This window comes from Geodermatophilus sp. SYSU D00879 (assembly GCF_054050375.1).
The window spans coordinates 47406-72188 of the sequence record NZ_JBJGZF010000007.1; the positions used below are offsets into that span (position 1 = coordinate 47406).

Sequence of the window (24783 nt, forward strand, 5' to 3'; positions counted from 1 at the left end):
GGGGCTTCGCGGCGTCAGTCGCCGCGGAGCCCCGGGTCCGCGTCCCGGCCGGCGTGCTCGGCCACCTCGTCGACGACCAGCAGGTCCCGGCGCACGTGCCGGCGGCGGTAGGCGATCCGGCTGACCATGTGCGCGGACAGCGGCGCGGTCAGCACCTGCAGCATCGCCACCAGCAGCAGCACCCACATCGCGGGCGTCCCGGCCAGCCGGATCGCCCCGCCCACCAGCACCAGCAGCAGACCCGTGACCTGGGGCTTCGTCGCCGCGTGCAGCCGGGTCAGCACGTCGGGGAAGTGCAGCAGCCCGAGCCCCGCGGTGAAGGCGAGGAACGACCCGAGCAGCAGGCAGACGGTCGCGACGACGTCGAGGACCGCGCTCACGGCCGCTCCTCCCCCACCGGGTCCTCGCCGGAGGGCCGGTCGAGCACCATGCCGCCGACGTAGCGGACCACCGCGATCGCGCCGATGTAGCCCAGCAGCGACACGACGACGAGCACCGGCACCGCGGACGCGTCGCGGGACAGCGCCACGTGCACGCCCAGCCCGCCGGCCGTGATGACCAGCATGGCGTCGCCGGCCACGACCCGGTCCAGCAGCGACGGGCCGCGGGCCAGCCGCACCAGCGCGAGCACCGCCCCCGCCCCGAGCAGGCCGAACGCGACCACGGCCACCCAGCTCACCGCGTCACCTCCGCGGGCTCCCGGTCCAGCGCCGCGCGCTCGCGGGACCGGCCGAACGCCCGCACCACCCGGTCCTCCATGGCCAGCACCCCGGCGCGCTGGCGCTCGAGGTCGTCGCGGTCGCGGACCTCGAGCAGGTGGACGGCGAGCACCCGGTGCTCGCGGTCCAGGTCGAGGACCACCGAGCCGGGCACCAGGCTGAGCGCCTCGCTGATGACGGCGAGCAGCAGGTCGGAGTCGGTGCGCAGCTGCACCCGGATGACGGCGCTGCGCAGCGGCGGGCCCGGCCGCAGCGCGCGCCAGGCCACCTGCGCGCTGGAGACGGCGAGGTCGACGGCGAACACGGCGAGGAAGTGCAGCAACGCGAGCGGCCGGATGCGGACGTTCTCCACCACCGCCGGGAGCGGCACCACGCGGGTGACGAGGACGGCGACCAGCACCCCGCCCAGCACGTTCGCCCACGACCAGGTGCCCCACAGCAGCACCCAGACCAGCACCAGCCAGACCAGCGCGGGCAGCTGGCGCAGCAGGTGGCGGGCGCGGTCGCTCACCGCTCCCCCTCCACGGCCGTGCGGTAGGGGCCGCGGTCGAGCAGGTCGGCGGCGGCGCGGCCGGCCAGGCCGTAGAGCGGGCCGGCCAGCGCGGTGAGGGCGACGGTCAGCGCCACCAGCGCCGCCGTCGCGCCGACCAGGACGCGCGGCAGCCGCTCCGCGGGCTCGCCCGGGTGCTCGTCGGCCTCCTCGGGCCCCTCGGACGCCGTCGCCACCGCCACCTGCCGCTGCCACGCCGCCGACGGCCGGGCGGCGCCGTCGCCCGACGGGCGGCCCCCGGCCCGCGACACCGCGTCGGCCGCCGCCGCGGCCGCGGTGTCGGCGCCGGGCTCCTGCGCCCGCGGCCGCCAGAACGCGCGGGTCCACACCCGGGCCACGGCCAGCAGGGTGAGCAGGCTGGTCACCAGCCCGGCGCCGACCAGGACCAGCGCCAGCGGGCGGCCGTCGGCGACGCCGGCCTGCAGCAACCCCAGCTTGCCGAGGAACCCCGACAGCGGCGGGATGCCGGCCAGGTTCAGCGCGGGCAGCAGGTACAGCACCGCGAGCAGCGGGGAGGCGGCGGCCAGGCCGCCCAGCCGGCGGATCGACGTCGATCCACCGGTGCGCTCGACCAGCCCGGCGACGAGGAACAGCGTGGTCTGGACGACGATGTGGTGGACGACGTAGAACACCGCGGCGGTCAGCCCCGCGACGCTGCCCAGCGCGATGCCGAACACCAGGTAGCCGATGTGGCTGACCAGCGTGAAGGACAGGATCCGCCGCAGGTCGGTCTGCGCGACCGCGCCGAGGATGCCCACCACGAGCGTGGCCAGCGCCGCCGCCATCAGCAGGGTGTCCAGCGCGCCGCCGGGGAACAGCAGCGTCTGCGTGCGGATGATCGCGTAGACGCCGACCTTGGTGAGCAGCCCGGCGAACACCGCGGTCACCGGCGCCGGCGCGGTCGGGTAGCTGTCGGGCAGCCAGGCCGACAACGGGAAGACGGCGGCCTTGATGCCGAACGCGATGAGCAGCAGCGCGTGCAGCAGCGTGCGCGTGCCCTCGGGGACCTCGGCCAGCCGCACCGACAGGTCGGCCATGTCCACGGTGCCGGTGGCCGCGTACACCAGGCCGATCGCGGCGAGGAACAGCAGCGACCCCACCAGGCTGACCACGACGTAGGTGATCCCGCCGCGCACCCGCGGCGCGGACCCGCCCAGGGTGATGAGCACGTAGCTGGCGGTCAGCAGCACCTCGAAGCCGACGTAGAGGTTGAACAGGTCGCCGGAGAGGAAGGCGAACCCGACGCCGGCCATGAGCACGAGGAACGTCGGGTGGAAGATCGACACCGGCGCCTGCTCGCCGCCGTCGGCGGCGCCCTGGCCGACGGCGAACAGCAGCACCCCGAGGCCCACGGTGTGCGCCACCACCAGCATCAGCGCCGCCAGCCGGTCGACCACCAGCGAGATCGCCTGCGGCACCGGCCAGTCGCCGACCGCCACCGCGACCGCCCCCGACCGGTCGGCGAGGACCAGCAGGGTCACCGACACGCCCAGCACCGCGGCGAGCACCGCCACGCTGAGCGCCCGCTGGGTCCGCGTGTGGCGGCTGAGCAGCAGCGAGACGGCGGCGCCCAGCAGCGGCAGGACCACCGGCAGCGGGGCGAGGACGCGGATCACCGCGACCGCCGCCGGGCCGGGGGCAGGTCGACGTCGTCCGCGGGGGTGCCCGGCGGCGGCTGCCCGCGGCGCCGGGGCGGCTCGGCGTGGAACGGGCGCCGGTCCTCGGCGGCCAGCCGGTCCGGGTCGATCTCGTCGGGGTCCTCGCGGCCGGTGCGACGGCCCTCCCGGGTGGCCAGCCGGCGGTCCTCCTCGTCGGCCTCCACCGCCTCCTGGCGGGCCAGCCGCCAGGAGCGGTGGATCACCGCCAGCAGGAACGCCGAGACGCCGAAGGTGATGACGATGGAGGTGAGGACGAACGCCTGCGGCAGCGGGTCGGCGGTGTCGTCGTCGCCGCGGCCGAGCAGCGGCGCGCTGCCGGCCGGGCCCGCGGCGCTGATGAGCAGCAGGTTGGTGGCGTTGCCCAGCAGCAGGAAGCCGAGCAGCACCCGGGTGAGGCTGCGGTCGAGCAGCAGGAAGACCCCGGCGGCGTACAGGCCGCCGATGACCACGGGCAGGACGACGGTCGGCGTCACCGGGCCACCACCTCCCCCGGCGCGACCTCGACCGGGTCGTCCTCGTCCTCCTGGCGGTCGAGCTCGGCGCCGAGGCTGCGCAGCACGTCGAGCACCAGGCCGACGACGACCAGGTAGACGCCGACGTCGAAGAACAGCGGCGAGACGAGCTTGACGTCGCCGAGCACCGGCAGCGTCCACTCCCAGTAGGTGGACTCGAACTCCTGCCCGCCCAGCACGAGCGCGGCGACGCCGGTGCCGCCGGCCAGCAGCAGGCCCGCGCCGAGCAGCCGGCCGGGGTCCAGCGGGGCGGCCTCGCCGAGCTCGTAGCGGCCGCCGGCCAGGTAGCGCAGCACCAGGGCGAGCCCGGCGACCAGGCCGCCGGCGAACCCGCCGCCGGGGGCGTTGTGCCCGGCGAACAGCAGGTACAGCGAGAACACCAGGACGGTGTGGAACAGCATCCGGACGACGACCTCGAGCACCACCGACCGGCGCCGCGGGTCGAGCGTGCCGCCGGCGGCCAGCCACTCCCCGACCGGCGCGCGCCGGGACCGCCCGGCGGCCTGGTCCTCCCGCTCGGCCCGCTCGATCGCCCCGGTGCGCCGCCGCAGGAAGACCAGGCTGGCCACGCCGGTGGCCGCGACGATGAGCACCGAGATCTCCCCGAAGGTGTCCCAGGCGCGGATGTCGACCAGGGTCACGTTGACGACGTTGTCCCCCTGCGCCTCCTCGGCGAGCCGGGGGTACTCGTCGGACACCGGGGCGGCGTCGCGGGCCGCCAGCGCCACGGCGGACACCGCGCCCATGAGCAGGCCGACGCCGACCGCGAGCAGGCCGCGGCCGGTGCGCTCGCGGCGGCGGTGCCGCTCGGACACGTCCTTGGGCAGCTTCCTCAGCACCAGGACGAACGCCACGATCGTCACCGTCTCGACGAGGAACTGGGTGAGCGCGAGGTCCGGCGCCCCCGCGACCACGAAGAACACCGCCAGCCCGTAGCCGGTGACGCCGACGACCAGCGCCGCCGACAGCCGCTGCCGCACCCGCACCGCCATCGCCGCGGCCAGCAGCACCACGACGCCGACCAGCACCTGGACCGGGCTGTCCCAGGCCCGCCACTGCTCCGGGCGCTCGGCGACCGTGGTGAGCAGCGCGCCCGGCAGCAGGACGACCGTGGTGAGGATGGTGCCGAGGTAGGCCGGCAGCGACCCGCGCTGCGTCGTCCCGGTGACCAGGACGGCGAGCCGGTCGACACCCTGCAGCACGTTCCAGTAGCCCTCGTCGGCCGACGCCCGGACCGTGAGCCGCCGCTGCACCCGGGCCACCGCCGCCCGGCCGGCGAACAGCGCGGCGCCGCCGAGCAGGGTGAGCGCCGACAGCGCCAGGGCCGGCTGGAGCCCGTGCCACAGCGCGAGCTCCTCGGCCTCTGGCGCGTACGTGGGCAGCTCCTCGGCGTAGCGGCCGACGACCGGCTCCAGGCCCTTGGCGAGGACGCCGCCCGCGAGGCCGAGGACGGCGAGGACGACCGGGGCGGCGAGGAACAGCGGCCCCGGCGGGTGCGCCACCTCCGGAGCCGGCCGGCCGGCCTTCGTCGCGAACGCGCCCCACACGAAGCGCAGCGTGTAGCCGACGGTGAGCACCGACCCGAGCACCAGCCCGGCGAGGACCAGCAGCGCGGCGGTGCGGTCGGGCAGGCCGCCGTCGAGCAGCGCGGTGAACGCCGCCTCCTTGCCCACGAAGCCGAGCAGCGGCGGCAGCCCGGCCATCGACGCCGCGGCCAGGCCGGCGACCGCGGCGACTCCCGGCATCCGGCGGCCGAGGCCGGACAGCTCGCGCAGGTCGCGGGTGCCGGTGGCGTGGTCGACGACGCCGACGGTGAGGAACAGCGTGGACTTGAACAGCCCGTGCGCGAGCACCATGGCCAGCCCGGCGCGGGCGAGCTCGGCGCTGCCGGCGCCGACCAGCGTGGTGAGGAACCCGAGCTGGCTGACCGTGCCGAAGGCGAGCAGCAGCTTGAGGTCGGACTGGCGCAGCGCCCGGTAGCCGCCGACCAGCATCGTGGCCACGCCCAGGCCCAGCACCACCGGCCGCCAGCCGGGCAGGTCGGCGGTGCCGGGCGCCAGCCGCGCGACCAGGTAGACGCCGGCCTTCACCATGGCCGCCGCGTGCAGGTAGGCGCTCACCGGCGTCGGCGCCTCCATGGCCGCCGGCAGCCAGAAGTGGAACGGCACCAGCGCGGACTTGGTCACCGCGCCGGTCAGCACGAGCAGCACCCCGGCGACGACGGCCGGGCCGCTGCCGGGGTCGGCGACGATCGCCGACAGCCGCGACGTGCCCGCGGCGTGCGCCAGCACGACCAGCCCGGCCAGCATCGCCAGGCCGCCTGCGGTGGTGAGCACCAGCGCCTGGGCGGCCGCCCGCCGGGCCGCCAGCGCCGTCCCCGACCCGCCGATGAGCAGGAAGGAGAAGACCGTCGTCAGCTCCCAGGCGACGTAGAGCAGGTAGACGTCGTCGGCGAGGACCAGCGCCAGCATGGAGCCGGCGAAGGCGGTCAGGCAGCCGGCCAGCCGGCCGGTGCCCTCGGCGTCCGGCTCCACGTAGCGGCTGCAGTAGAGGAGCACCAGCGCGCCGACGCCGGTGACCAGGCCGGCGAACACGAGGGCCAGCGGGTCCAGCCGCAGCGTCACCGACAGGTCGAGCGCGGGCACCCAGGGCACGGTCTCGCGGACGTCGTCGCCGGACGCGACCGCCGACAGCCGGGCGAGCGTCCAGGCGAACCCGGCCGCCGGCACCAGCGCGAGGGCGAGGAAGGCGTCCCGCCCCCACCACCGCACCAGCACCGGCGCGGCCAGGGCGGCCAGCAGGTGCGCCAGCAGCAGTGCGGTCACGGGGCTCCCGGGTCGGCGACGGAGGGCAGCACGCGACGACGGCGGTGCGGCGGCGTCGCCCCCTCGTGGGGGTACCGCCGCTCCCGCCCCGGGAAACCGACGCCGGGGAGGACCGGCTCACCTACCCGGCGTCACCAGGCCCGACTCGTAGGCGAAGGCGACCGCCTGGACCCGGTCGCGCAGGCCCAGCTTGAGCAGCACCCGGCTGACGTGCGTCTTCACCGTCGCCTCGCCCAGGTACAGCCGCGCGGCGATCTCGGCGTTGGACAGCCCGGCCGCGACCAGCGCCAGGACGTCGGTCTCCCGCTCGGTCAGCTGCGCGAGCTCGGCGGCGCGGCCGGGGTCGGGCGCGGGCGCGGCGGCGAAGGACCGGATCACCCGCAGCGTCACGGCCGGGTCGAGCAGCCCCTGCCCGGCGGCGACGGTGCGCACCGCGGCGACCAGGTCCTCGGGCGGGGCCACCTTGAGCAGGAACCCGCTGACCCCGGCGCGCAGCGCGGCGGCCACGTACTCGTCCTCGTCGAAGGTGGTGAGGACGACGACGCCCGTGGGCAGGCCCGCCCCGACGATCCGCCGCGCGGCCTCCAGCCCGTCCATGCCGGGCATCCGGACGTCGAGCAGCACCACGTCGGGCGCGAGCTCGGTGACCACCCGGACGCCGCCGGCGCCATCGCCGGCCTCCCCGACCACCTCGATGTCGGGCTCGGCGGCCAGCACCATCCGCAGGCCGGTGCGGATCATCGACTGGTCGTCGACCAGCACCACCCGGATCGTCACGCGCCCACCCCCGCGGGCGCGCTCGCCGGGGCGGGCACCGGGAAGCCGGCGCGGACCCGGTAGCCGCCGCCGCGCACCGGCCCCACGGACAGGTCGCCCCCGGCGACGGCCACCCGCTCGCGCATGTGCAGCTGCCCGTGCCCGCCGGTGCCGGGGACCGGCGGCGGCACGGGGACCCGCGGCCGGCCGTCGTCGGTGACGGTCACGGTCACCCGGCCCGGCGTCCAGGCGACCTCCACGCACGTGGCCGCGGCACCGGCGTGCCGGACCACGTTGGACAGCGCCTCCTGCACCACGCGGACGGCCGCGACGTCGACCAGCTGCGGCAGCTCGGCCGGCTCCCCGGTGACGACGAGCTGCACCGGCATCCCGCCGGCGCGCAGCTCGGCGAGGACGGCGTCGAGGCGGGACAGCGACGGCTGCGGCGCCGGGTCGCCGCCGCCGGACTCGCGGAGGATGCCCACCACCCGGCGCATCTCGTCGACCGACTCGCGGCCCAGCCGCTCGAGGCCGAGCAGCACGTCCTGCGCCTCGGGGTGGTCGGGCAGCAGCCGGCGCAGGCCGCCCATCTGCAGCACCATCACGCTCACCGCGTGCGCCACCGAGTCGTGCACCTCCCGGGCGATGCGCGCCCGCTCGGCCACCACCGCGGCGCCGGCCACCGCCTCCTGCTGCTCGGCCAGCCGCGCGGCGAGCGCCTGCAGCGCGAGCGAGCGCTGGTGCGACTGCCGCACCAGGACCCCGACCGCCCAGGCGGTGCCGGTGACGACCAGGTAGAAGACGCTCTCCCAGGTGGAGGGGCCGAACACGATCCCGCTGACCACCACGACCAGCGTCGCGACGGCGGCCGCGCGCAGCCCCCGCCGCACCGGCAGCACCGCGGCGGCGTGCCCGACGAGCACCGCCATGGCGATGAGCTGGGCGCCGCCGGGACCGGGCGTCCCGAGCGCGTAGTTGCCGAGCACGCTGAGCCCGCCGGCCACCGCGGCCGCCTCGGGCCACCGCGTGCCCAGGGCCACCACCGCCCCGACGGCGACGCCGGGCACCGCGGTGACCAGCGGGAAGCGGTAGGTCTCGTCGATCGCCGTCTCCACGGCCGCCAGCACCGCGAGCAGCAGGCCGAGGGCCGGCCAGAGCAGGCGGCGGGCGGACGGGGAGGCGGACCAGCGGGGCACGGCGAGCACGGTAGGGGCCCGCGGGAGTGCCCGGGATCCCCCGCGCGGCCGATGGACAGCCGCCGTCCCTCCCCCTCGCGGCGGAGGACGGTCGGTCCGCCGGGACGGACGTGCCGGAGGGCTCCGCGGCCGGAGAGTCCTCGCCGACGCACCGCAGACGGCGGTGCCTGGACCGACGAGGACCGATGACCACCACCCCGCTCCCCACCCGCACCCCCGCCGCCCCCGAGGCGCGCCCGGCCCGCAGCGCCGGCGCGCTGATGCTGCCGATCGCCGGCGGCGCGCTCGTCGTGGGCTCGCTGCTCTACGTCGCCGGCCTGGCCACCTCCCCGCCGCAGGCCTCCCCGGCCGACGCCGACTACATCGCCTCCCTGGCCGCCGACGAGGGGCGGACGGCGCTGTCGGCGCTGCTGCTGCACTACGGCAACATGGCCCTCGCGCTCGCCTGGCTGGCCGCCCCGGCGCTGGTCCGCGGCCGCCGCGGCCGGATCCCGACGATCGTCGGCGCCCTGCTGTCCGCGATCGGGCTGGTCACCGTGACCGGTATGGTGCTCTACGACTTCTGGACCGGCGGCATCGGCCAGCAGCTGCCCGCCGACACCGCGCTCGCGCTGTTCGAGTCGGTGCAGGGCCAGGCGGCCGTGGGCGTCGTCGGCACCGTGACGCTGTTCGGCCTGCTCGGCCCGCTGGTCGGCTACGCCGGCCTCGCGCGGGCCGGCGTGATCAGCTGGTGGCTGCTGGTCCCGGCCGTGGCCTGCCTGGTCGCCTCGGCGGCGCTCACCTTCACCCCGCTGCTGTACGCCGGCTTCGCGCTGGTCGGCGCCGTCCCCGCGTTCGTGGTCGGGGCGCGGATGGTGCAGCGCCGCCGCGCCGAGGCCGCCGTCGCCGCGTGAGCACGATCAGGTCAGCTGATCGTGCTGCGTCCTGGCTCACCGCCGCCGGTGAGCCAGGACGCGCTCGCGTGAGCCAGGACGACGGCGCCGCGTCAGCCCTCGGCGAGCTCCGCGGCGGCCAGCCAGTCGGTCTCGACCTGGTCCTTCTCGGCCACCAGGGTCCGCAGCCGGCCGTCGAGCTCCATGACCCTCGCGTGGTCGGTGGCCGCGGCGGCGAGCTCGGCGTGCAGCCGCTCCTCCTCCGCGCCCAGCTTCTCCAGCCGCCGCTCGAGCCGGGCGGCCTCCTTGCGGGCGGCGCGCACCTCGGCCGCCGAGGGACCGGCCGGAGCGGGCGCCTGGGCCGCGCCGCCGGCGGGCGCGAGACCCGAGCCGGCCGAGGGCAGCGCGGCCTCCCCGGCGGCCCGGCGGGCGAGGTACTCCTCCACCCCGCCGGGCAGCGCGGCCAGCGAGCCGTCGCCCATCAGCGCGACCACCGAGTCGCACACCCGGTCGACGAAGTACCGGTCGTGGCTGACCACCAGCACCGTGCCGGGGAAGGAGTCGAGCAGGTCCTCGAGCTGGGTGAGCGTGTCGATGTCGAGGTCGTTGGTCGGCTCGTCCAGCAGCAGCACGTTCGGCTCGGCCATGAGCAGGCGCAGCAGCTGCAGCCGCCGCCGCTCGCCGCCGGAGAGGTCGCCGACCGGCGTCCACTGCCGCGACGCCGGGAAGCCGAACCGCTCGGCCAGCGACGACGCGGAGATCTCCTGGTTCCCGATCCGGGCGATCCGCGCGACCTCCTGCACCGCCTCGAGCACCCGCAGCCGGCCGGGCAGCTCGGTGACGTGCTGGGACAGGTACGCCGGGGCGACGGTCTGCCCGCGCACCACCCGGCCGCGGTCGGGCTCGGTCTCGCCGACCAGCAGCCGCAGCAGCGAGGTCTTGCCGGCGCCGTTGACGCCGACCACGCCGATCCGGTCACCGGGGCCCACGTGCCAGGTCAGGTCGCGGAACAGCGGCCGCGGGCCGTCGTCGGAGGGCACCGCGTAGTCGACGTCCTCGACGTCGTAGACGGTCTTCCCGAGCCGGCGGGCGGCGAAGCCCTTGAGCGCCATCGTCTCCCGGGGCGGCGGCTCGTCGGCGATCAGCGCCTCGGCCGCCTCGATCCGGAACCGCGGCTTGCTGGTGCGCGCCGGCGCGCCGCGGCGCAGCCAGGCCAGCTCCTTGCGGACCAGGTTCAGCCGCCGCTCCTCGGTGACCGCCGCGACGCGGGCCCGCTCGGCGCGGGCCAGCGTGTAGGCCGCGTAGCCGCCCTCGTAGGCGTGCACCGCGCCGTCGGCGACCTCCCAGGTCTGCGTGCACACCTCGTCGAGGAACCACCGGTCGTGGGTGACGACCACCAGCGCGCCGACCCGCCGCTTGACGAAGTCGGCCAGCCACGCGACGCCCTCGACGTCGAGGTGGTTGGTCGGCTCGTCGAGCACCAGCAGGTCCAGCGGGCGGATCAGCTGCGCGGCCAGGGCCACCCGCCGGCGCTCGCCGCCGGACATCGGGGCGACGGGTGAGTCCAGGCCGAGCCGGTCGAGCTCCAGGCCGGTCAGGACGCTGCGGACGGCCGGGTCGGCGGCCCACTCGTGCTCGGCGGCGAACAGCGTCTCCGGCAGGACGACGTCGCGGACGGTCGCGCCGGGCGGCAGCGTGCCGGACTGGTCGAGGACGCCGACGGCGAGGTCGCCGCGCCGGGTGACCCGGCCGGAGTCGGGCTCCTCGCGGCCGGTGAGGACGCCGAGCAGCGTGGACTTGCCGCTGCCGTTGCGCCCCACGACGCCGATCCGCTCGCCGGTGGCGACGCCGAGCGACACGTCGTCGAGCAGCACGGTCGTGCCGTGTGCCTTGGAGACCCGCTCGAGGTTGAGCAGGTTCAGCGGGGCGCTCAGGGCCGGGTCCAGGTCATCGGACCCCAGTATCCCCGGCTGCCCGCACGCCCCGGCCGCCTGGGGGCGGTCCGCTAGTGGACCCCAAGGCACCCGCAAGTGACGTCCGGAGAGTCGTCGGCAGCACACCCCGGGTGTCCGGGGCGGACGAGCGGAGGACGACATGAGCATGACGGCAGCGGCCCACGACGCGGCGTTCCCGGGCCCGGCGCCGGCGGCACCGCGCCTGCGGGCGGTCCCGCCGCTGGCCGAGCCCGCCCCGGAGACGACGGCGCTGTGGTGGGCCCGGCTGCTGCGTCGCGGCCCCGGCCCCCTCGAGTACTCGCTGGTGGCGGTCAACTCCGACCGCTTCCCCGACGGCACCCCCGTCGACATGACCGCCGTCGACGCCCGCGGCCGCCGCCCCGCCGGCTGGCAGGTCGACGTCCGGCACCGCGCCTCCGACGGCCGGGTGGTGCGCATCGACGTCGCCGAGGAGCTGTCCGGGACCTGCCCGCCGATGTGGTTCGCCGAGGTGACCCACGCGACCAGCGCGGTCCCGGCCGCCTCGCTGCTGGCCTTCCGCGGCAACGCCTTCCGGGCCGGCGCGGTCGTCCGCCCGCACGAGGTCGCCGCCGCCGGGGTGCGGATGACCGACCGGATCGCCGAGGTCCGCTGGTGGATCCGCTCCGGCCTGGTCGACGACGTCACCGTGGAGCCGGTGTACCGCGGCCGTGGCGTGGCCCGCACCCTGGTCACCGCCGCCGAGGGGCTGCGCTTCCTGCGCGGCTGGGCGCCGCTGCGCTCCGACGGCCGGCTCACCGACGCCGGCGCCGCGTGGCTGCAGTCGGCCCCGCCGGCGTGGCGGCCGCGGCTGGCCGACCGCAGCGAGGTGCTCCCCGACGCCGACGCCGAGGAGGAGCTCACCGGCGTCGCCCGGCTGCTCCGGGGCTTCTAGGCGGGGCTCCCGGGCGAGGGGCTGCTAAGCGAGCCGGGTGACCTCCACGGTCACCGTGTGCCCCTCGCTGCGCGGGCCGGAGAAGATGCCGGTGAACGGCGGGACGTCGCCGTAGTCGCGGCCGCGGCCCAGGGTCACGTGCCGCGGCCCGACCGGGACGCCGTTGGTGGGGTCGGAGGCGCACCAGCCGCCGTCCCACCACTCCACCCAGGCGTGGCTCTCGCCGGTCACCGTCTCGCCGATGCCGGCCGAGGGGCGCGGGTGCAGGTAGCCGGAGACGTAGCGGGCGGGCAGGCCGAGCTCGCGCAGCAGGCCCACGGTGACGTGCGAGATGTCCTGGCAGACGCCCCGGCCCGCCGTCCACGCCTGCATCGCCGTCGTCCGCACCGACGTCGAGCCGGACAGGTACTCCATGTGCTCGCGGACGAACCGGCACACCGCGGGCCCGGCCAGGTGCGGTGGGGCGTCGCCGACGGCGGCCCGGGCGGCGCGCACCACGGTCGGGTCCATCGCCGTGCGGGGCGTGGGGGCCAGCAGCTCGCCGAAGCGGTCGCGGACCAGCCGGCCGCGGAGCGCGGACCAGCCCACGTGGTCGTGGTCGACGGCGTCGGGGCCGGCCTCCACGATCGAGGTGCCGGTGACCACCAGCTCCCGGTGCGGGGTGTGCAGGTCGAAGGCGGTGACCGTCGAGCCCCAGTAGTCGCGGTAGGCGAACGCGGTCGCGGCCGGCTCGATCTCGACCCGCGAGCGCAGCGTCGTCTGCCGGCCGCTGTTCTCCGGCGTCAGCCGGGCCTCGTTGTAGGAGGACCGCACCGGCCCGCCGTAGCGGAACCGGGTGGTGTGCACGACCTGCAGCCGCCAGCGGTCGCCGGCCGGGCGCGGCGCCCGGCCCGGGACCTGCACCTGGACCTGCGCCTGGCTCACGCGACCCCCTCCGGCACCCACACCTGCGGCGCCTGCTCGGTGAAGAACCGGCCGGTGACCGCGGCGCTGGCCAGCGAGCAGGTGCGCTGCAGCTCGTCGAGCCGCTGCGGCAGCCGGTCCAGCACCTCGGGCGGCGGCATGAACTCGAGCACCGTGCGCGCCCGGCCGACGATCCGGTGCGCCTCGCCGGCCACGCCGATGCGGGTGGCGTCGCGGACGGTGGAGCGCTCCAGCTCGGCCAGGCACGCCTCGGCCTGCTCCAGCGCGGCGAACACCGACCGCGGGAACAGCCGGTCCAGCAGCAGGAACTCCGCGGCGCGGCTGGAGTCGACGACGCCGCGGTAGGTGCGCAGGTAGGGCTCGTAGGCGCCGGTGGAGCGCAGCACCAGCGTCCACGACGGCGCGGCGTCCCCGGCCAGCACGCGGGTGGACAGCAGCCGCGCGGTCATGTCCACGCGCTCCAGCGAGCGGCCGAGGACGAGGAACAGCCAGGACTCGTCGCGGCTCATCGTGGAGTCGGCCAGGCCGAACACCATCGCCGAGCGCTCGCGGACGAACCGGAACAGCGAGTGCGGCCCGTACCGGCGGGCCATCGTGCGCTGCTGCGGCAGCGCGTTGTGCGTGACGTTGAGCGACTCCCAGATCTCGGCCGAGAGCACCTCGCGGGCGCCGCGGGCGTTCTCCCGCGCCGCCGACAGCGCCCCGACGATCGAGCTCGGGCTGTCCCGCTCGAAGGCCAGGGTCGCCAGCACCCGCTCGGTGTCGGCCTCGTCCTCGGGCACGCCCGCGCCCATGAGGCCGAGCAGGTTCGCGCAGGCCCGCCGCTCGTCGATCCACGGGTCCTCGACCAGCCGCTGGGTGTGGACGTCGAGGATCCGGGCGGTGTCGTCGGCGCGCTCGACGTACCGGCCGATCCAGAACAGCGACTCCGCGATCCGGCTCAGCACTCCACGCCTCCCAGGGTCTGCTGCTGCTGTTGCTGGGACTGGCCGGCGACGGCGTCCTCGAACGGTCGCGGGTCCTGGCCGGGCGGGTCGCCGGGCAGGTCGGCGGCGGTGAACTCGATCCGGGTGCGCGCCGGCGGCTCGTCGGCCTCGGGCACCGGCCGCGGCGGGCTGAACACCCAGGTGTCCTTCGAGCCGCCGCCCTGGCTGGAGTTGACCACCAGCTCGCCCTCGGGCAGCGCCACGCGGGTCAGCCCGCCGGGCAGCACCCACACCTTCTCCCCGTCGTTGACGGCGAACGGCCGCAGGTCGACGTGCCGCGGGGCGATCCGGCCGCCCACCAGGGTCGGCGACGTCGACAGCCCGATCGGCCGCTGCGCGATCCAGTCGCGGGGCCGGGCCCGGACCTTCTCCGCGAGCTCGAGCAGGGTCCGCTCGTCCGCGCGGGGGCCGATGACGATGCCCTTGCCGCCCGAGCCGTCGACCGGCTTGAGCACCAGCTGGTCGAGGGAGTCGAGCACCCAGCGCACGGTGTCCTCGTCGTCGAGCCGGTGGGTCTCGGCGTTGTCCAGGACCGGCTCCTCGGCGAGGTAGTAGCGGACGAGGTCGGGCACCCAGGTGTAGAGCAGCTTGTCGTCGGCGACGCCGTTGCCGACGGCGTTGGCGATGGTCACCCGGCCGGCGCGGGCGGCGTTGAGGACGCCGGCGCAGCCGATCACCGAGTCGGGGCGGAAGTGCACCGGGTCGAGGAAGTCGTCGTCGATGCGCCGGTAGATGACGTCGACGCGGCGCTGGCCGTCGGTGGTCCGCATGCTCACCTGGTTGCCGGCGCACACCAGGTCGCGGCCCTCCACCAGCTCCACGCCCATCTGGCGGGCCAGCAGGGCGTGCTCGAAGTAGGCGGAGTTGTAGACGCCGGGGGTGAGCAGGACGACGGTCGGGTCGCTGACGTTGGGCGGCGCGGAGGCCTTGAGCGCCTCGAGCAGGCGGGTCGGGTAGCCGGCGACCGGCTCGATGCGGTGGTCGGCGAACAGCTCGGGCAGCACCTGGCTCATCGCCGCACGGTTGGTGATGACGTAGCTGACCCCGGACGGCGAGCGCAGGTTGTCCTCGAGCACCCGGAAGTCGCCGGCCTCGTCGCGCACCAGATCGATCCCGGCCACGTGCACCCGCACCCCGTTGGGCGGCACCAGCCCGTGCGCCTGCCGGTGGAAGTGCGCGCTCGTCGTGACCACGCTGCGCGGCACGACGCCGTCGGCGAACACCTCCCCCGCGCCGTAGACGTCGGCGAGGAAGGCCTCCAGCGCCTGCACCCGCTGGGCGACGCCGCGCTCGATCACCGCCCACTCGTCGGCGCCGATCACCCGCGGCACGATGTCCAGCGGGAACGGCTGCTCCTCGCCGGCGTGGGCGAAGGTGACCCCCGCGTCCCGGTAGGTCTGCGACAGCAGGTCCGCCCGCGCGGCGAGCTCCTCGCCGGCCATCGGCTGCAGCGAGGCGAACAGCCCGGCGTAGGCCGGCCGGGGCTGGGCCGGTCCGCCGAACATCTCGTCCCACTGCTCCCCGAGGGGATACCCGTCGAAGAGGTCCGCCATGGGCCGGAACCTAGTTCGGGCGTGTGTCGCGCGCGTTTCCGGACGGCGACGACGCGCCGGGCGGGTGTGTCCGGACCGGGTCACCACCCGGCGCCGGGCGGGAACAACTCGGGCCCGCCCGGTGCTACGGTCGCCACTGGTTGAGAGCTCAACTGAGGGAGGCCGGCCATGCCCGCCGTCACCGTCGAGGACACCACCACCCTGCCCCGCGTCCCGGTCCCCGCGCCGGGCACCGTGCGGCGCCGCACCCGCTCGGTGACCACCGCGCCGTCGGGCTTCGAGGGCGAGGGGTTCCCGGTCCGCCGCGCCTTCGCCGGGGTGGACCTGCGCGACCTCGACCCGTTCCTGCACATGGACCAGATGGGCGAGGTCGAGTACGCCCCCGGTGAGCCCAGAGGCACCTCCTGGCACCCGCACCGCGGCTTCGAGACCGTCACCTACATCATTGACGGCACCTTCGAGCACGCCGACTCGCACGGCGGCGGCGGCACGATCAGCAACGGTGACACGCAGTGGATGACCGCCGGCGGCGGCGTGCTGCACATCGAGCGGCCGCCGGAGCACCTGGTGGTCAGCGGCGGGCTGTTCCACGGCCTGCAGCTGTGGGTGAACCTGCCGCGGGCGCAGAAGTGGGTGCAGCCGCGCTACCAGGACCTGCGCGCCGACCGGTCGGTGCTGCTGGCCAGCCCCGACGCCGGCGCGTTCCTGCGGGTCATCGCCGGTGACGTCGCCGGGCACCGCGGGCCGGGCTCCACCTACACGCCGATGGCGATGGTGCACGCCACCGTCTCCCCCGGCGCGACGCTGGACCTGCCGTGGGACCCCTCGTTCAACGCGCTGGTGTACGTGCTCTCCGGCGCCGGCTCGGTCGGCATCGACGGGGCGCCGGTGCGCACCGGGCAGCTCGCCGTCCTCGGCCCCGGGGACACCGTCACGGTGCGCGGCGCCGAGCGGCAGGAGTCGCGGACGCCGGCGCTCGACGTCGTCGTCCTCGGCGGCCGGCCGATCCGCGAGCCGATCGCCATGTACGGGCCGTTCGTCATGAACACCCGGCAGGAGCTGCTCGACGCCTTCGCCGACCACCAGGCCGGCCGGCTCGGCAGCATCCCGGCCACGTACGCGCACGGCTCCGTGCGCGGCGAGACCGGGCAGTGAGCACCGGGCGGTGAGCACCGGGTGGTGAGCACGGCCCCGGCGGCGGCTTCCGCGCCGCCGCCGGGGCCTGCATGCTGGCCGCGACCGCCGATCGAGGAGTCCCCCGTGTCCGTCTTCCCGCCGATCCCGCTGGCCGAGTGGGCCGACACCAAGGACACCCTCCACCGGTTCCTGCAGGTCGTGGGCAAGTTGCGGCTGGCCAACGCCCCGCGGCGCAACCACTGGTGGCACGTCCCCTTCCACCTCACCGGCCGCGGCCTGACCACCCGGCCGATGGGCTTCGACCCGGTCTTCGCCGTCGACCTCGACCTGGTCGACCACCGGCTGGAGGTGGCGGTGGCCGACGGGCGGCGGACGTCGTTCCCGCTGCCCGGGCTGAGCGTGGCGGCGTTCTACCGGCAGCTGCTCGGCAGCCTGTCGGCGCTCGGCCTGCCCGCGACCGTCGAGCTGCCCGTCCCGTTCGACCTGGCCGATGGCACGCCGTTCGCCGAGGACGAGCACCACGCCGCCTACGACCGCGCCGCGGTGACCCGCTACTGGGTCGTGCTCGGCCAGGTGGCCCAGGTGCTCGAGGAGTTCGCCGGCCGCAGCTACGCCAAGACCAGCCCGGTGCACCACTTCTGGCACACCCTCGACCTGGCCGTCACCCGCTTCTCCGACCGGCGGGTGGAGCAGCCGGCGGCGGTCGACCCGGTCACCCGCGAGGCCTACTCGCACGAGGTGATCAGCGCCGGCTTCTGGTTCGGTGACGACCAGGTCCCGGAGCCGGCCTTCTACTCCTACACCGCGCCCGAGCCCGCGGGCCTGGCCGAGGAGCCGCTGCGGCCGGCGGCGGCGCGGTGGGTCGACAGCCGCGGCGCGCACCTGGCGCTGCTGCCCTACGAGGACGTGCGGACGGCGGCCGACCCGCGCGCCACCGTCCTGGACTTCCTGGAGAGCGCCTACGCCGCCGGCGCCCGCCGCGCCGGCTGGGACCTGGCCGCGCTGCGCTGCCCGACCGCGCCCGAACCCCGCTGACCCTGCCCGCCCCCCACCGTCCGCCGTCCGGAGGTCCGCCCATGAGCAACACCGAGCCCCGTCCCAGCGCGCAGGAGGTCGGCGGCCTGGCCGACACGACCGCCGGGCCGGCCCTCGACCTGCTGCCCGCCAAGGAGGTGCCGCTGGGGGCGAACACCGTCGTCCGGCGACTGCTGCCGACGCTGGGCCGCCGGATGGTCGGCGCCTGGGCGTTCGTCGACCACTACGGCCCCGACGACGTCGCGGCGACTGCCGGCATGCAGGTGACGCCGCACCCGCACACCGGCCTGCAGACGGTGTCCTGGCTGGTCCAGGGCGAGGTGCACCACCGCGACTCGCTCGGCAGCGACGTCACCTTCGGCCCCGGCCAGCTCGCGCTCATGACCGCCGGGCACGGCATCGCGCACTCCGAGCAGTCACCGGTACCCCACCCGCGGTTCCTGCACGGCGCCCAGCTGTGGGTGGCGCTGCCCGACGCCGCCCGCGACACCGCGCCGGCGTTCGAGCACCACGCGACGCTGCCCGGGTTCACCTCCGACGGGCTGACCGCGACGGTGCTCATGGGCGGGTTCGGCGGCGCGGCGTCGCCGGGCACCGCGTACACGCCGATCGTCGGCGTCGACCTGGACCTGGCCGCGGGTGCCGACGTCGAGGTGCCGCTGGAGCCGGACTTCGAGCACGCGCTGCTCGGCGCCTCGGGCGGGGCCGACGTCGAGGGCGCACCGCTGGCGCACGGGGCGATGGTCTACCTCGGCACCGGCCGGCGGTCGGTGCGGATCCGGACGGAGTCGGCCACGAAGCTGCTGCTGCTCGGCGGCGAGCCGTTCGAGGAGCGGCTGGTCATGTGGTGGAACTTCGTCGGCCGGTCCGGCGAGGAGGTCACCGAGTACGCCGAGCGGTGGAACGACGGCGACCCGCGGTTCGGCGTCGTCGCCGGGTTCGACGAGGACCAGCGGCAGCTCGCCCCGCCGCTGCCGCCGGTGCCGCTCAAGGCCCGGGGGCGGGTCCGGTGACCGTGCACGACCGGCACCTGGCGTTCGTGGCGGAGCACCACATGGGCGTGCTGGCCACGGTCAAGCGCGACGGGCGGCCCCAGGTGTCCAACGTCGGCTACGCCTACGACCCGGAGCGGCGGCTGTTCCGGATCTCGGTGACCGACGACCGGGCCAAGACCCGCAACCTCCGGGCCGACCCGCGGGTCACCCTGCACGTGACCTCCCGGGACTTCTGGTCGTGGGTGGCCGTCGAGGGCACCGCGGAGCTCACCCCGGTCGCCGCCGACCCGCACGACGCCACGGTGGAGGAGCTGGTCGCCTACTACCGCGGCGTCTCCGAGGAGCACGAGGACTGGGACGACTACCGCCGGGCGATGGTGGCCGAGCGGCGCCTGGTCGTCCGGTTCACCCCCGAGCACACCTACGGCCAGCTGCCCGGCTGACCCGACCCGGGCACCCCCGGCTCCCGTGCACGTCCGCGGACGGGCACGGGAGCCGGGTCAGAAGCGGCCGCCGCCGCTGCGGCCGCGGCTGCGCGAGCCGCCGAAGCTGCCGCCCCGCGGCCGCCCGCCCCCGGCGCCGGCGCCGAAGCCGCCGCCGAGGCCCCCGCCCCCGTGGCCGCGGCCGTGCCCGCCACCGAAGCCGCCGGCCAGGATGCCGCCGAGCACGAGGCTGCCGAGGTCCACGCCGCCGCGCCCGCCGCCGTAGCCGTACCCGGGCGCGTAGCCCGGCCCGTAGCCGCCGCCGTACCCGCCGCCGTAGCCCCCGCCGTAGCCCGAGGACCAGCCGGCGACGTCGGACTGCGCCAGCTGCAGCGCCGACTGCGCGAGCTGGTCGGCCAGCTGCGCCTCCCGCAGCGCGCCCTCGGGGTCGGTGCGCCCGGTGCCGACGGCGGCGTCGAGGTGGCGCTGCGCCTCCGCGAGCCGCGTGCGGGCCTCGGGGCCGACCGCGCCGCGCCGGGTGGCGACGAAGTCCGCCGCGGCGGCCACCGTCGATCGGGCCCGCAGCAGCGTCTGGTCCAGTGCCGCGGCCGCCCGGCGGGCCCGGGTCTGCGCGTCGCGGGCGACGGCGAGCGCCTGCTCCAGCGCGAGGTCGGCCTCCTCCAGCCGGCGCAGCGCGGTGAGCGGGTCGGGCAGCGTGCCGTCCGCGGAGCCCATGGCCTCCTCCGCGGCGGCGAGCCCCGCCTCGGCCCGGGCCACCTGCGGCCGCAGCCCGCCGGCGTCTCCCGCGGCCACCAGGGCGCGGGCCTCGGCGAGGTCCTCCTCGGTCTCGGCGCGGACGGCGGGCAGCCGGGCGGCGGCCTCCTCGAGGTCGCGCTCGAGCCGGGCGACGGCGTCGAGGAGCGTGCCGACCTGGGCCACCGCGTCCTCGGCCGCCCGCAGGTCGCCCACCGCCTCGCCGGAGCGGCCGGCGTCGAGCGCGGCGCGGGCCTCGGCGACCTCCTGCTCGGCGGCGGCCAGCCGCGCGCGGGCCTGGTCGAGGTTGTCGGCCACCGGCGCCAGCGCGGACGCCGCGTACCGCCGCTGCAGCCGGATCGTCCGCTGCTCGTCCTGCGGCAGCCGGCCGTGCAGCGCGGTGATCCGCGGGCCCAGCGCCTCCAGCGCCTGCGGGGCGGTGCGCTCGAGGTCGCGCAGCTGGTCGAAGGCCTGCGCCTGCTCGTCGAGCCGGGCGTCGGCGGCCGCGGTGAGCTGCAGGATCTCGCCCAGCACCCGCCGTCGCGTCGGCTCGTCCTCCGGCACCTCGTCGTCGAGCTGCTGGCGCAGCGTGAAGGCGCGGGTGAGCTCCTGCCGCGACTGCCCCAGCGCCTCGGTGAACCCGGCGACGGCGGCCTCGCCGTACTGCAGCCGGGCGAAGTCCAGGTCCAGCTGCGAGGTCTTCACCGCCTCGTCGAGGTCGAGCAGCGCGGCGCTGGCCCGGCCCTGCAGCTCCTCGGTGGGCACGCCGGCGTTCGGGTCGGGCCGCTCGATCCGCGTCGTCGCCGGGGGCTGCCCGTCCCGCCGGCGGCGCCGCGACCGCGCCAGCAGCCAGGCGCCCCCGCCGACGACGGCGACCCCGCCGACGACCGCGGCGGTGAGGGCCCCCGAGCCGCCGTCCGAGCCGGTGCCGGAGCCCGCCGCGTCGCCGACGCCTTCGGCGAAGGCCACGCCGGCGCCGGCCCAGTCGTCGGCGCCGAGCTCGGGCTCGACGTCCCGCGCGAGGAAGTCCTCGATCTCCGCGTTGCTCTGCGGGAACGCGTCGTCGACCCAGTAGCCGTAGCGCCGGTCGTCCACGGCGACGGCGAACAGCACGTCGGTCGACCCGAGCCCGGACGCCTCCGCGGTGGCCTGCGCCCACGCGCCCTGGTCGACGCCGTCGAAGCTGGCCACGTAGACCACGAACGCCTGCGTGCCGTCCTCGGCCTGCCGCTCGTCGACCGCCTGCTGCACCTGAGCGAGGCCCCCGGAGCCGAGCACGCCGGCGCGGTCGGTCACCTCGTCGGGCACGTCGAAGGGCGGCTCGGCCAGCGCCGGGCTCCCGCCGGCGACCAGGACCGCGGTCGTGACTGCGAGGACCCCCATCAGCCGGCGCACGGTCCCGACCCTAGGTGGGTGATCGCTCCCCGGCCGGATAGGACGGGCGCGACCGGGTAGGGGGCGGTCGACCTGGACCCGGCCCGAGGAGGACCCCCGTGAGCGAGACCGACCGCATCCCCGCCGACCGGCTGCCCCCGGGGGCGGTGGGCCGGGCCGGGAAGTGGGCCGTGGGCAACCGCGACGGCGAGTACTTCGCCGTGTCCCGCCGCTGCCGCCACCAGCTCGCCGACCTCTCCGGGGGCTCCCTCGACGAGAACGGCTGCCTGGTCTGCCCGTGGCACCAGGCCCGCTACGACGTCCGCACCGGCGACATGGTCGAGGGCCCACGCGGCTTTCTCGGCTACCACGGACCCACGCCGGGCTACACCCAGTTCGTCCGCGGCTACGCGAAGGTGCTGCGGCTGCGGGTGAAGCGGGCGCTGCGCCGCGGCGACGACGTCGTCGTGGAGGACTGAGGCGCTAGAGCCGCTCGATCGGCGAGTCCAGACCCTGCACGAGGGCGTCGCTCTCCGGGCTCTGCGCGCCGGTCGGGCGGACGCTGACGCCCTGGGTGGCGGCGACCTCCTCCGGCGAGCGCGGTGCGAGCAGCCCGTCGCGGATCTCCTCCGCCCAGTGGCAGCCGACCAGGTGCCCGGTGCCGAGCTCGCGGAGGACGGGCACCTCGTCGTCGCACCGGGTCTCCTGCCGCCACGGACAGCGGGTGTGGAAGCGGCAGCCGCTGGGCGGGTCGGCCGGCGACGGCAGGTCCCCGGCCAGCAGGATCCGCTCGCGGCTCTCCTCGACCACCGGGTCGGGCACCGGGACGGCGCTCATGAGCGCCCGCGTGTACGGGTGCAGCGGCTCGGAGTAGAGGACGTCGGAGGGGGCCTGCTCGACCAGCGCGCCCAGGTACATGACACCGACGACGTCGCTGATGTGCCGGACCACCGCGAGGTCGTGCGCGATGACGAGGTAGGTCAGGCCCAGCCGCTCCTGCAGCTCCTCGAGCAGGTTGACGACCTGCGCCTGGACGCTGACGTCGAGCGCGGAGACCGGCTCGTCGGCGATGAGCAGGTCCGGCTCGAGGGCGATCGCGCGGGCGATGCCGATGCGCTGGCGCTGCCCTCCGGAGAACTCGTGCGGATAGCGGCGCAGCGCGGCCGACGGCAGGCCGACCGCGTCGAGCAGCGTCCGGATCCGCTCGGCGATGCCCTGCCGGCCGCCGCCCAGTCCGTGGGCCGCGAGCGGCTCGGACAGCAGCGACTCGACGTTCTGCCGGGGGTCGAGGCTGCCCAGCGGGTCCTGGAAGACCATCTGCATGCGCCGGCGCATGGTCCGCAGGGGCTCCCCCGACAGGGAGCTGACGTCGGTCCCGTCGAAGACCACCCGCCCGCCGGTGGGCTCGACCAGGCGCAGGACGGCGCGCCCGAGGGTGGACTTGCCGCAGCCGGACTCCCCCACCAGGCCGTACGTGGTGCCGCGGCCGATGCTCAGGTCGACGCCGTCGACGGCGCGGACGTGCCCCACGGTGCGGTCGACGAGCACCCCCCGCTTGATCGGGAAGTGCACCTGCAGGCCCTCGACCCGCAGCAGCGGGTCGGCGGACGGGACGGCGGTCATCGGGCGGCTCCGGACGCCGTGGCCCCGGCCGGGGACACGGGGTACTCGAGGGGGTGCCGGCAGCGCAGCTCGCGGCCGGGTCCGTCGTACTCCAGCGGCACCGTGCTGCCCGCGACCTCGGTGAGGCAGTCGTCCTGGGCGTTGTCGCACCGCGGCGCGAACGCGCAGCCCTCGGCCCAGGGGATGGCGTCGCGCGCGGAGCCGCGGATGGGGCGCAGCGGCGCGCCGCGGGCGCCGTCCAGCCGCGGGACGGAGGCCAGCAGGCCCCCCGTGTAGGGCTGGCGGGGCCGGGCGAACAGCTCGTGCCGGTCGGCCGACTCGATGATCCGGCCGGCGTACATGACGTGCACCCGGTCGCAGAGCCCCGCGACGACGCCGAGGTCGTGGGTGATCATCACCAGCGCCGTCCCCGAGTCGACGACGAGCTCGCGCAGCAGCTCGAGGATCTGCGCCTGGATCGTCACGTCGAGCGCGGTCGTGGGCTCGTCGGCGATGAGCAGCCGGGGCGCGCAGGCCAGCGCCATCGCGATCAGCGCCCGCTGCCGCATGCCGCCGGAGAGCTGGTGCGGGTACTCCTTGAGCCGGCGCCCGGGGTCGGGGATGCCGACGCGGTCCAGCAGGCGGGTGGCCTCGTCGACGGCGTCCTTCTTCGACATCTCCCGGTGCTGGAGGAGGACCTCGGTGACCTGGGTCCCGATGGGCACCGTCGGGTTCAGGGAGGACAGCGGGTCCTGGAACACCATGGCCATGTCCGCGCCGCGCCGGTCCCGGAGCTCCCGCTCGGGGGCGCCGACCAGCTCCGCGCCGTCGAGCCGGACCGACCCGCCGACCTCCACGCCGCGGCGCGGCAACAGGCCCATGACCGCGAGGGACGTCACCGACTTGCCGCAGCCGGACTCGCCGACCAGCCCGATCGTCTCGCCCGGCGCCACGCTGAAGCTGACGCCGTCGACGGCCCGCGTCGGCTGCTCGCCGCGCCGCGTGAACGTGACGGTGAGGTCCTCGACCTCGAGCACGGGCAGGCCGGTGCGGTCGACGGACCTGGGCGGCAGCTCCTCGATGGTCAGCGGGCTCACCTCCGGAACTTCGGGTCGAGCGCCTCGCGCAGCGACTCGCCGAGCAGGGTGAAGCCGAGCGCGACGACGATGATGCACACGGCCGGGTAGATCGCCAGCTCCGGCCGGACGGACAGGAAGTCCTGCGCGTTGGACAGCATGGCCCCCCACTCCGGCCGGGCCAGGTCGGGGTCGCCCAGGCCGAGGAAGGACAGCGCCGCGGCCTCGATGATCGCGGTCGCCAGCGACAGCGTCGTCTGGACGATCACCGGGGACAGCGAGTTGGGCAGGACGTGGCCGAACACGATCCGGCCGCGCCTGATGCCCAGGGCCTGGGCGGCGAGGACGTAGTCGCTGTTCCGCTGGCTCAGCATCGACCCGCGCAGCAGCCGGGCGAAGACCGGGACCTGGGTGACCGCGATCGCGATCATCAGCGACCACTGGTTCTGCCCCAGGAGCACCGAGATGCTGATCGCCATCAGCAGGCTCGGGATGGACAGGACGATGTCGACGAACCGCATGATGACGGTGTCGACCCAGCCGCCGAACGCGCCGGCCAGGACGCCGAGGGACATGCCGACGACGACGCCGAGCAGCGTCGACACCACCCCGATCAGCAGCGACTGGCGGGAGCCGACGATCAGCCGCGACAGCAGGTCGCGGCCGAGTTCGTCGACGCCCAGGGGGAAGCCCGCCTGGGCGCCCGGGATGTAGCCGGGACGGATCTCCGACAGGAGCGTCTGCGCCAGCGGGTCCCGCGGGGCCAGCAGCGGCGCGAACGCCGCGACCAGCAGGAACACCACGACGATGACCGCGCCGAGGATCGCCACCGGGTTGCGCCGCAGCCGGCGGAACGCGCTGCGGGTGAGCGAGACGCCGCCCTCGCCCTCGGGCACCTGGCCGGCGCGGGCGGCCAGCTCGTCGATCCGCCGCCGGCGGACGTCCCCCACCGCGGTCATCGGCCCTCCCC

23 protein-coding genes are annotated in these 24783 nt (G+C 76.3%); 7 read left to right on the plus strand and 16 right to left on the minus strand.

The features are described 5' to 3' along the window. Positions 1-14 precede the first annotated feature (14 nt). The 8 genes from mnhG to ACI79B_RS11320 all read right to left on the minus strand — a co-directional run bounded on the left by mnhG (position 15) and on the right by ACI79B_RS11320 (position 8216). The gene (mnhG, locus tag ACI79B_RS11285; protein WP_456928369.1) at positions 15-380 is read right to left on the minus strand and encodes a monovalent cation/H(+) antiporter subunit G; all 366 of its coding nucleotides are present in this window, start codon (positions 378-380) and stop codon (positions 15-17) included. Beyond that, positions 377-679, minus strand: coding sequence for a monovalent cation/H+ antiporter complex subunit F (locus tag ACI79B_RS11290; protein WP_456928368.1), 303 nt, complete (start codon positions 677-679; stop codon positions 377-379). Before ACI79B_RS11290 ends, mnhG begins: the two co-directional genes overlap by 4 nt. Then, positions 676-1230 (minus strand): Na+/H+ antiporter subunit E, encoded by a 555-nt coding sequence (locus ACI79B_RS11295; protein ID WP_456928367.1) that lies wholly within the window; start codon positions 1228-1230, stop codon positions 676-678. Before ACI79B_RS11295 ends, ACI79B_RS11290 begins: the two co-directional genes overlap by 4 nt. After that, positions 1227-2885, minus strand: a complete 1659-nt coding sequence (locus ACI79B_RS11300) for a Na+/H+ antiporter subunit D (RefSeq protein ID WP_456928366.1) — start codon at positions 2883-2885, stop codon at positions 1227-1229. The genes ACI79B_RS11295 and ACI79B_RS11300 overlap by 4 nt, the downstream gene beginning before the upstream one ends. Beyond that, a complete protein-coding gene (locus tag ACI79B_RS11305; RefSeq protein ID WP_456928365.1) occupies positions 2882-3400 on the minus strand; it encodes a Na(+)/H(+) antiporter subunit C in 519 nt (172 codons plus the stop codon). The genes ACI79B_RS11300 and ACI79B_RS11305 overlap by 4 nt, the downstream gene beginning before the upstream one ends. Beyond that, positions 3397-6264 carry a Na+/H+ antiporter subunit A gene (locus ACI79B_RS11310; protein WP_456928364.1) on the minus strand — a complete coding sequence of 956 codons (2868 nt, stop codon included), beginning with the start codon at positions 6262-6264 and terminating at the stop codon, positions 3397-3399. Before ACI79B_RS11310 ends, ACI79B_RS11305 begins: the two co-directional genes overlap by 4 nt. A 117-nt stretch (positions 6265-6381) precedes the next feature. After that, positions 6382-7041 (minus strand): response regulator, encoded by a 660-nt coding sequence (locus ACI79B_RS11315; protein ID WP_456928363.1) that lies wholly within the window; start codon positions 7039-7041, stop codon positions 6382-6384. Further along, complete coding sequence (locus ACI79B_RS11320) at positions 7038-8216, minus strand: sensor histidine kinase (RefSeq protein WP_456928362.1); 1179 nt, start codon at positions 8214-8216, stop codon at positions 7038-7040. Before ACI79B_RS11320 ends, ACI79B_RS11315 begins: the two co-directional genes overlap by 4 nt. A 185-nt stretch (positions 8217-8401) precedes the next feature. On the opposite strand from ACI79B_RS11320, the gene ACI79B_RS11325 reads away from it, so the two are divergent. After that, on the plus strand, positions 8402-9109 hold the full coding sequence (locus ACI79B_RS11325; protein ID WP_456928361.1) for a hypothetical protein: 708 nt from the start codon (positions 8402-8404) through the stop codon (positions 9107-9109). A 92-nt stretch (positions 9110-9201) separates the two neighbouring features. Here ACI79B_RS11325 and ACI79B_RS11330 read toward each other — a convergent pair whose 3' ends face one another. After that, on the minus strand, positions 9202-10962 hold the full coding sequence (locus tag ACI79B_RS11330) for an ABC-F family ATP-binding cassette domain-containing protein (RefSeq protein WP_456928360.1): 1761 nt from the start codon (positions 10960-10962) through the stop codon (positions 9202-9204). Positions 10963-11182: 220 nt separating this feature from the next. On the opposite strand from ACI79B_RS11330, the gene ACI79B_RS11335 reads away from it, so the two are divergent. Further along, positions 11183-11956 (plus strand): hypothetical protein, encoded by a 774-nt coding sequence (locus ACI79B_RS11335; RefSeq protein WP_457000135.1) that lies wholly within the window; start codon positions 11183-11185, stop codon positions 11954-11956. A gap of 24 nt (positions 11957-11980) precedes the next feature. Here the strand turns inward: ACI79B_RS11335 and ACI79B_RS11340 are convergent, their stop codons facing one another. Genes ACI79B_RS11340 through ACI79B_RS11350 form a run of 3 tightly spaced genes read right to left on the minus strand, consistent with a single transcriptional unit; the run spans position 11981 to position 15419 of the window. Continuing rightward, complete coding sequence (locus tag ACI79B_RS11340) at positions 11981-12880, minus strand: transglutaminase family protein (RefSeq protein WP_456928358.1); 900 nt, start codon at positions 12878-12880, stop codon at positions 11981-11983. Beyond that, positions 12877-13827 (minus strand): alpha-E domain-containing protein, encoded by a 951-nt coding sequence (locus tag ACI79B_RS11345; protein WP_456928357.1) that lies wholly within the window; start codon positions 13825-13827, stop codon positions 12877-12879. Before ACI79B_RS11345 ends, ACI79B_RS11340 begins: the two co-directional genes overlap by 4 nt. Next, entirely contained in the window at positions 13821-15419 is a 1599-nt protein-coding gene (locus ACI79B_RS11350) for a circularly permuted type 2 ATP-grasp protein (protein ID WP_456928356.1), read from the minus strand. The genes ACI79B_RS11345 and ACI79B_RS11350 overlap by 7 nt, the downstream gene beginning before the upstream one ends. Positions 15420-15587: 168 nt before the next feature. Between ACI79B_RS11350 and ACI79B_RS11355 the strand changes: the two genes are divergently transcribed. From ACI79B_RS11355 to ACI79B_RS11370, 4 genes are all read left to right on the plus strand, one after another. Beyond that, entirely contained in the window at positions 15588-16574 is a 987-nt protein-coding gene (locus ACI79B_RS11355; RefSeq protein ID WP_456928355.1) for a pirin family protein, read from the plus strand. 105 nt (positions 16575-16679) lie between these two features. Next, positions 16680-17591, plus strand: coding sequence for a DUF5996 family protein (locus ACI79B_RS11360; protein WP_456928354.1), 912 nt, complete (start codon positions 16680-16682; stop codon positions 17589-17591). Between the two features lie 41 nt (positions 17592-17632). Further along, positions 17633-18604 (plus strand): pirin family protein, encoded by a 972-nt coding sequence (locus ACI79B_RS11365; protein WP_456928353.1) that lies wholly within the window; start codon positions 17633-17635, stop codon positions 18602-18604. Further along, the gene (locus ACI79B_RS11370) at positions 18601-19029 is read left to right on the plus strand and encodes a PPOX class F420-dependent oxidoreductase (protein WP_456928352.1); all 429 of its coding nucleotides are present in this window, start codon (positions 18601-18603) and stop codon (positions 19027-19029) included. The genes ACI79B_RS11365 and ACI79B_RS11370 overlap by 4 nt, the downstream gene beginning before the upstream one ends. 57 nt (positions 19030-19086) lie before the next feature. Here the strand turns inward: ACI79B_RS11370 and ACI79B_RS11375 are convergent, their stop codons facing one another. Then, positions 19087-21156: a TPM domain-containing protein gene (locus tag ACI79B_RS11375; protein WP_456928351.1), complete on the minus strand. Its 2070-nt coding sequence runs from the start codon at positions 21154-21156 to the stop codon at positions 19087-19089. A 98-nt stretch (positions 21157-21254) separates the two neighbouring features. On the opposite strand from ACI79B_RS11375, the gene ACI79B_RS11380 reads away from it, so the two are divergent. Next, on the plus strand, positions 21255-21614 hold the full coding sequence (locus tag ACI79B_RS11380) for a Rieske (2Fe-2S) protein (protein ID WP_456928350.1): 360 nt from the start codon (positions 21255-21257) through the stop codon (positions 21612-21614). 4 nt (positions 21615-21618) lie between these two features. Here ACI79B_RS11380 and ACI79B_RS11385 read toward each other — a convergent pair whose 3' ends face one another. From ACI79B_RS11385 to ACI79B_RS11395, 3 genes are read right to left on the minus strand one after another with little or no spacing between them, the layout of a single operon-like run. Beyond that, complete coding sequence (locus ACI79B_RS11385) at positions 21619-22758, minus strand: ABC transporter ATP-binding protein (RefSeq protein WP_456928349.1); 1140 nt, start codon at positions 22756-22758, stop codon at positions 21619-21621. Further along, positions 22755-23834 (minus strand): ABC transporter ATP-binding protein, encoded by a 1080-nt coding sequence (locus tag ACI79B_RS11390; RefSeq protein WP_456928348.1) that lies wholly within the window; start codon positions 23832-23834, stop codon positions 22755-22757. Before ACI79B_RS11390 ends, ACI79B_RS11385 begins: the two co-directional genes overlap by 4 nt. After that, on the minus strand, positions 23831-24772 hold the full coding sequence (locus ACI79B_RS11395) for an ABC transporter permease (RefSeq protein ID WP_456928347.1): 942 nt from the start codon (positions 24770-24772) through the stop codon (positions 23831-23833). Before ACI79B_RS11395 ends, ACI79B_RS11390 begins: the two co-directional genes overlap by 4 nt. Positions 24773-24783: the final 11 nt, after the last annotated feature.

Bases quoted from the DNA above. Each gene is read 5' to 3' on its own strand.
- ACI79B_RS11325 (WP_456928361.1), top strand. From the start codon at position 8,402: ATGACCACCACCCCGCTCCCCACCCGCACCCCCGCCGCCCCCGAGGCG.
- ACI79B_RS11335 (WP_457000135.1), top strand. From the start codon at position 11,183: ATGAGCATGACGGCAGCGGCCCACGACGCGGCGTTCCCGGGCCCGGCG.
- ACI79B_RS11350 (WP_456928356.1), bottom strand. From the start codon at position 15,419: ATGGCGGACCTCTTCGACGGGTATCCCCTCGGGGAGCAGTGGGACGAG.
- ACI79B_RS11355 (WP_456928355.1), top strand. From the start codon at position 15,588: ATGCCCGCCGTCACCGTCGAGGACACCACCACCCTGCCCCGCGTCCCG.
- ACI79B_RS11365 (WP_456928353.1), top strand. From the start codon at position 17,633: ATGAGCAACACCGAGCCCCGTCCCAGCGCGCAGGAGGTCGGCGGCCTG.
- ACI79B_RS11385 (WP_456928349.1), bottom strand. From the start codon at position 22,758: ATGACCGCCGTCCCGTCCGCCGACCCGCTGCTGCGGGTCGAGGGCCTG.
- ACI79B_RS11395 (WP_456928347.1), bottom strand. From the start codon at position 24,772: ATGACCGCGGTGGGGGACGTCCGCCGGCGGCGGATCGACGAGCTGGCC.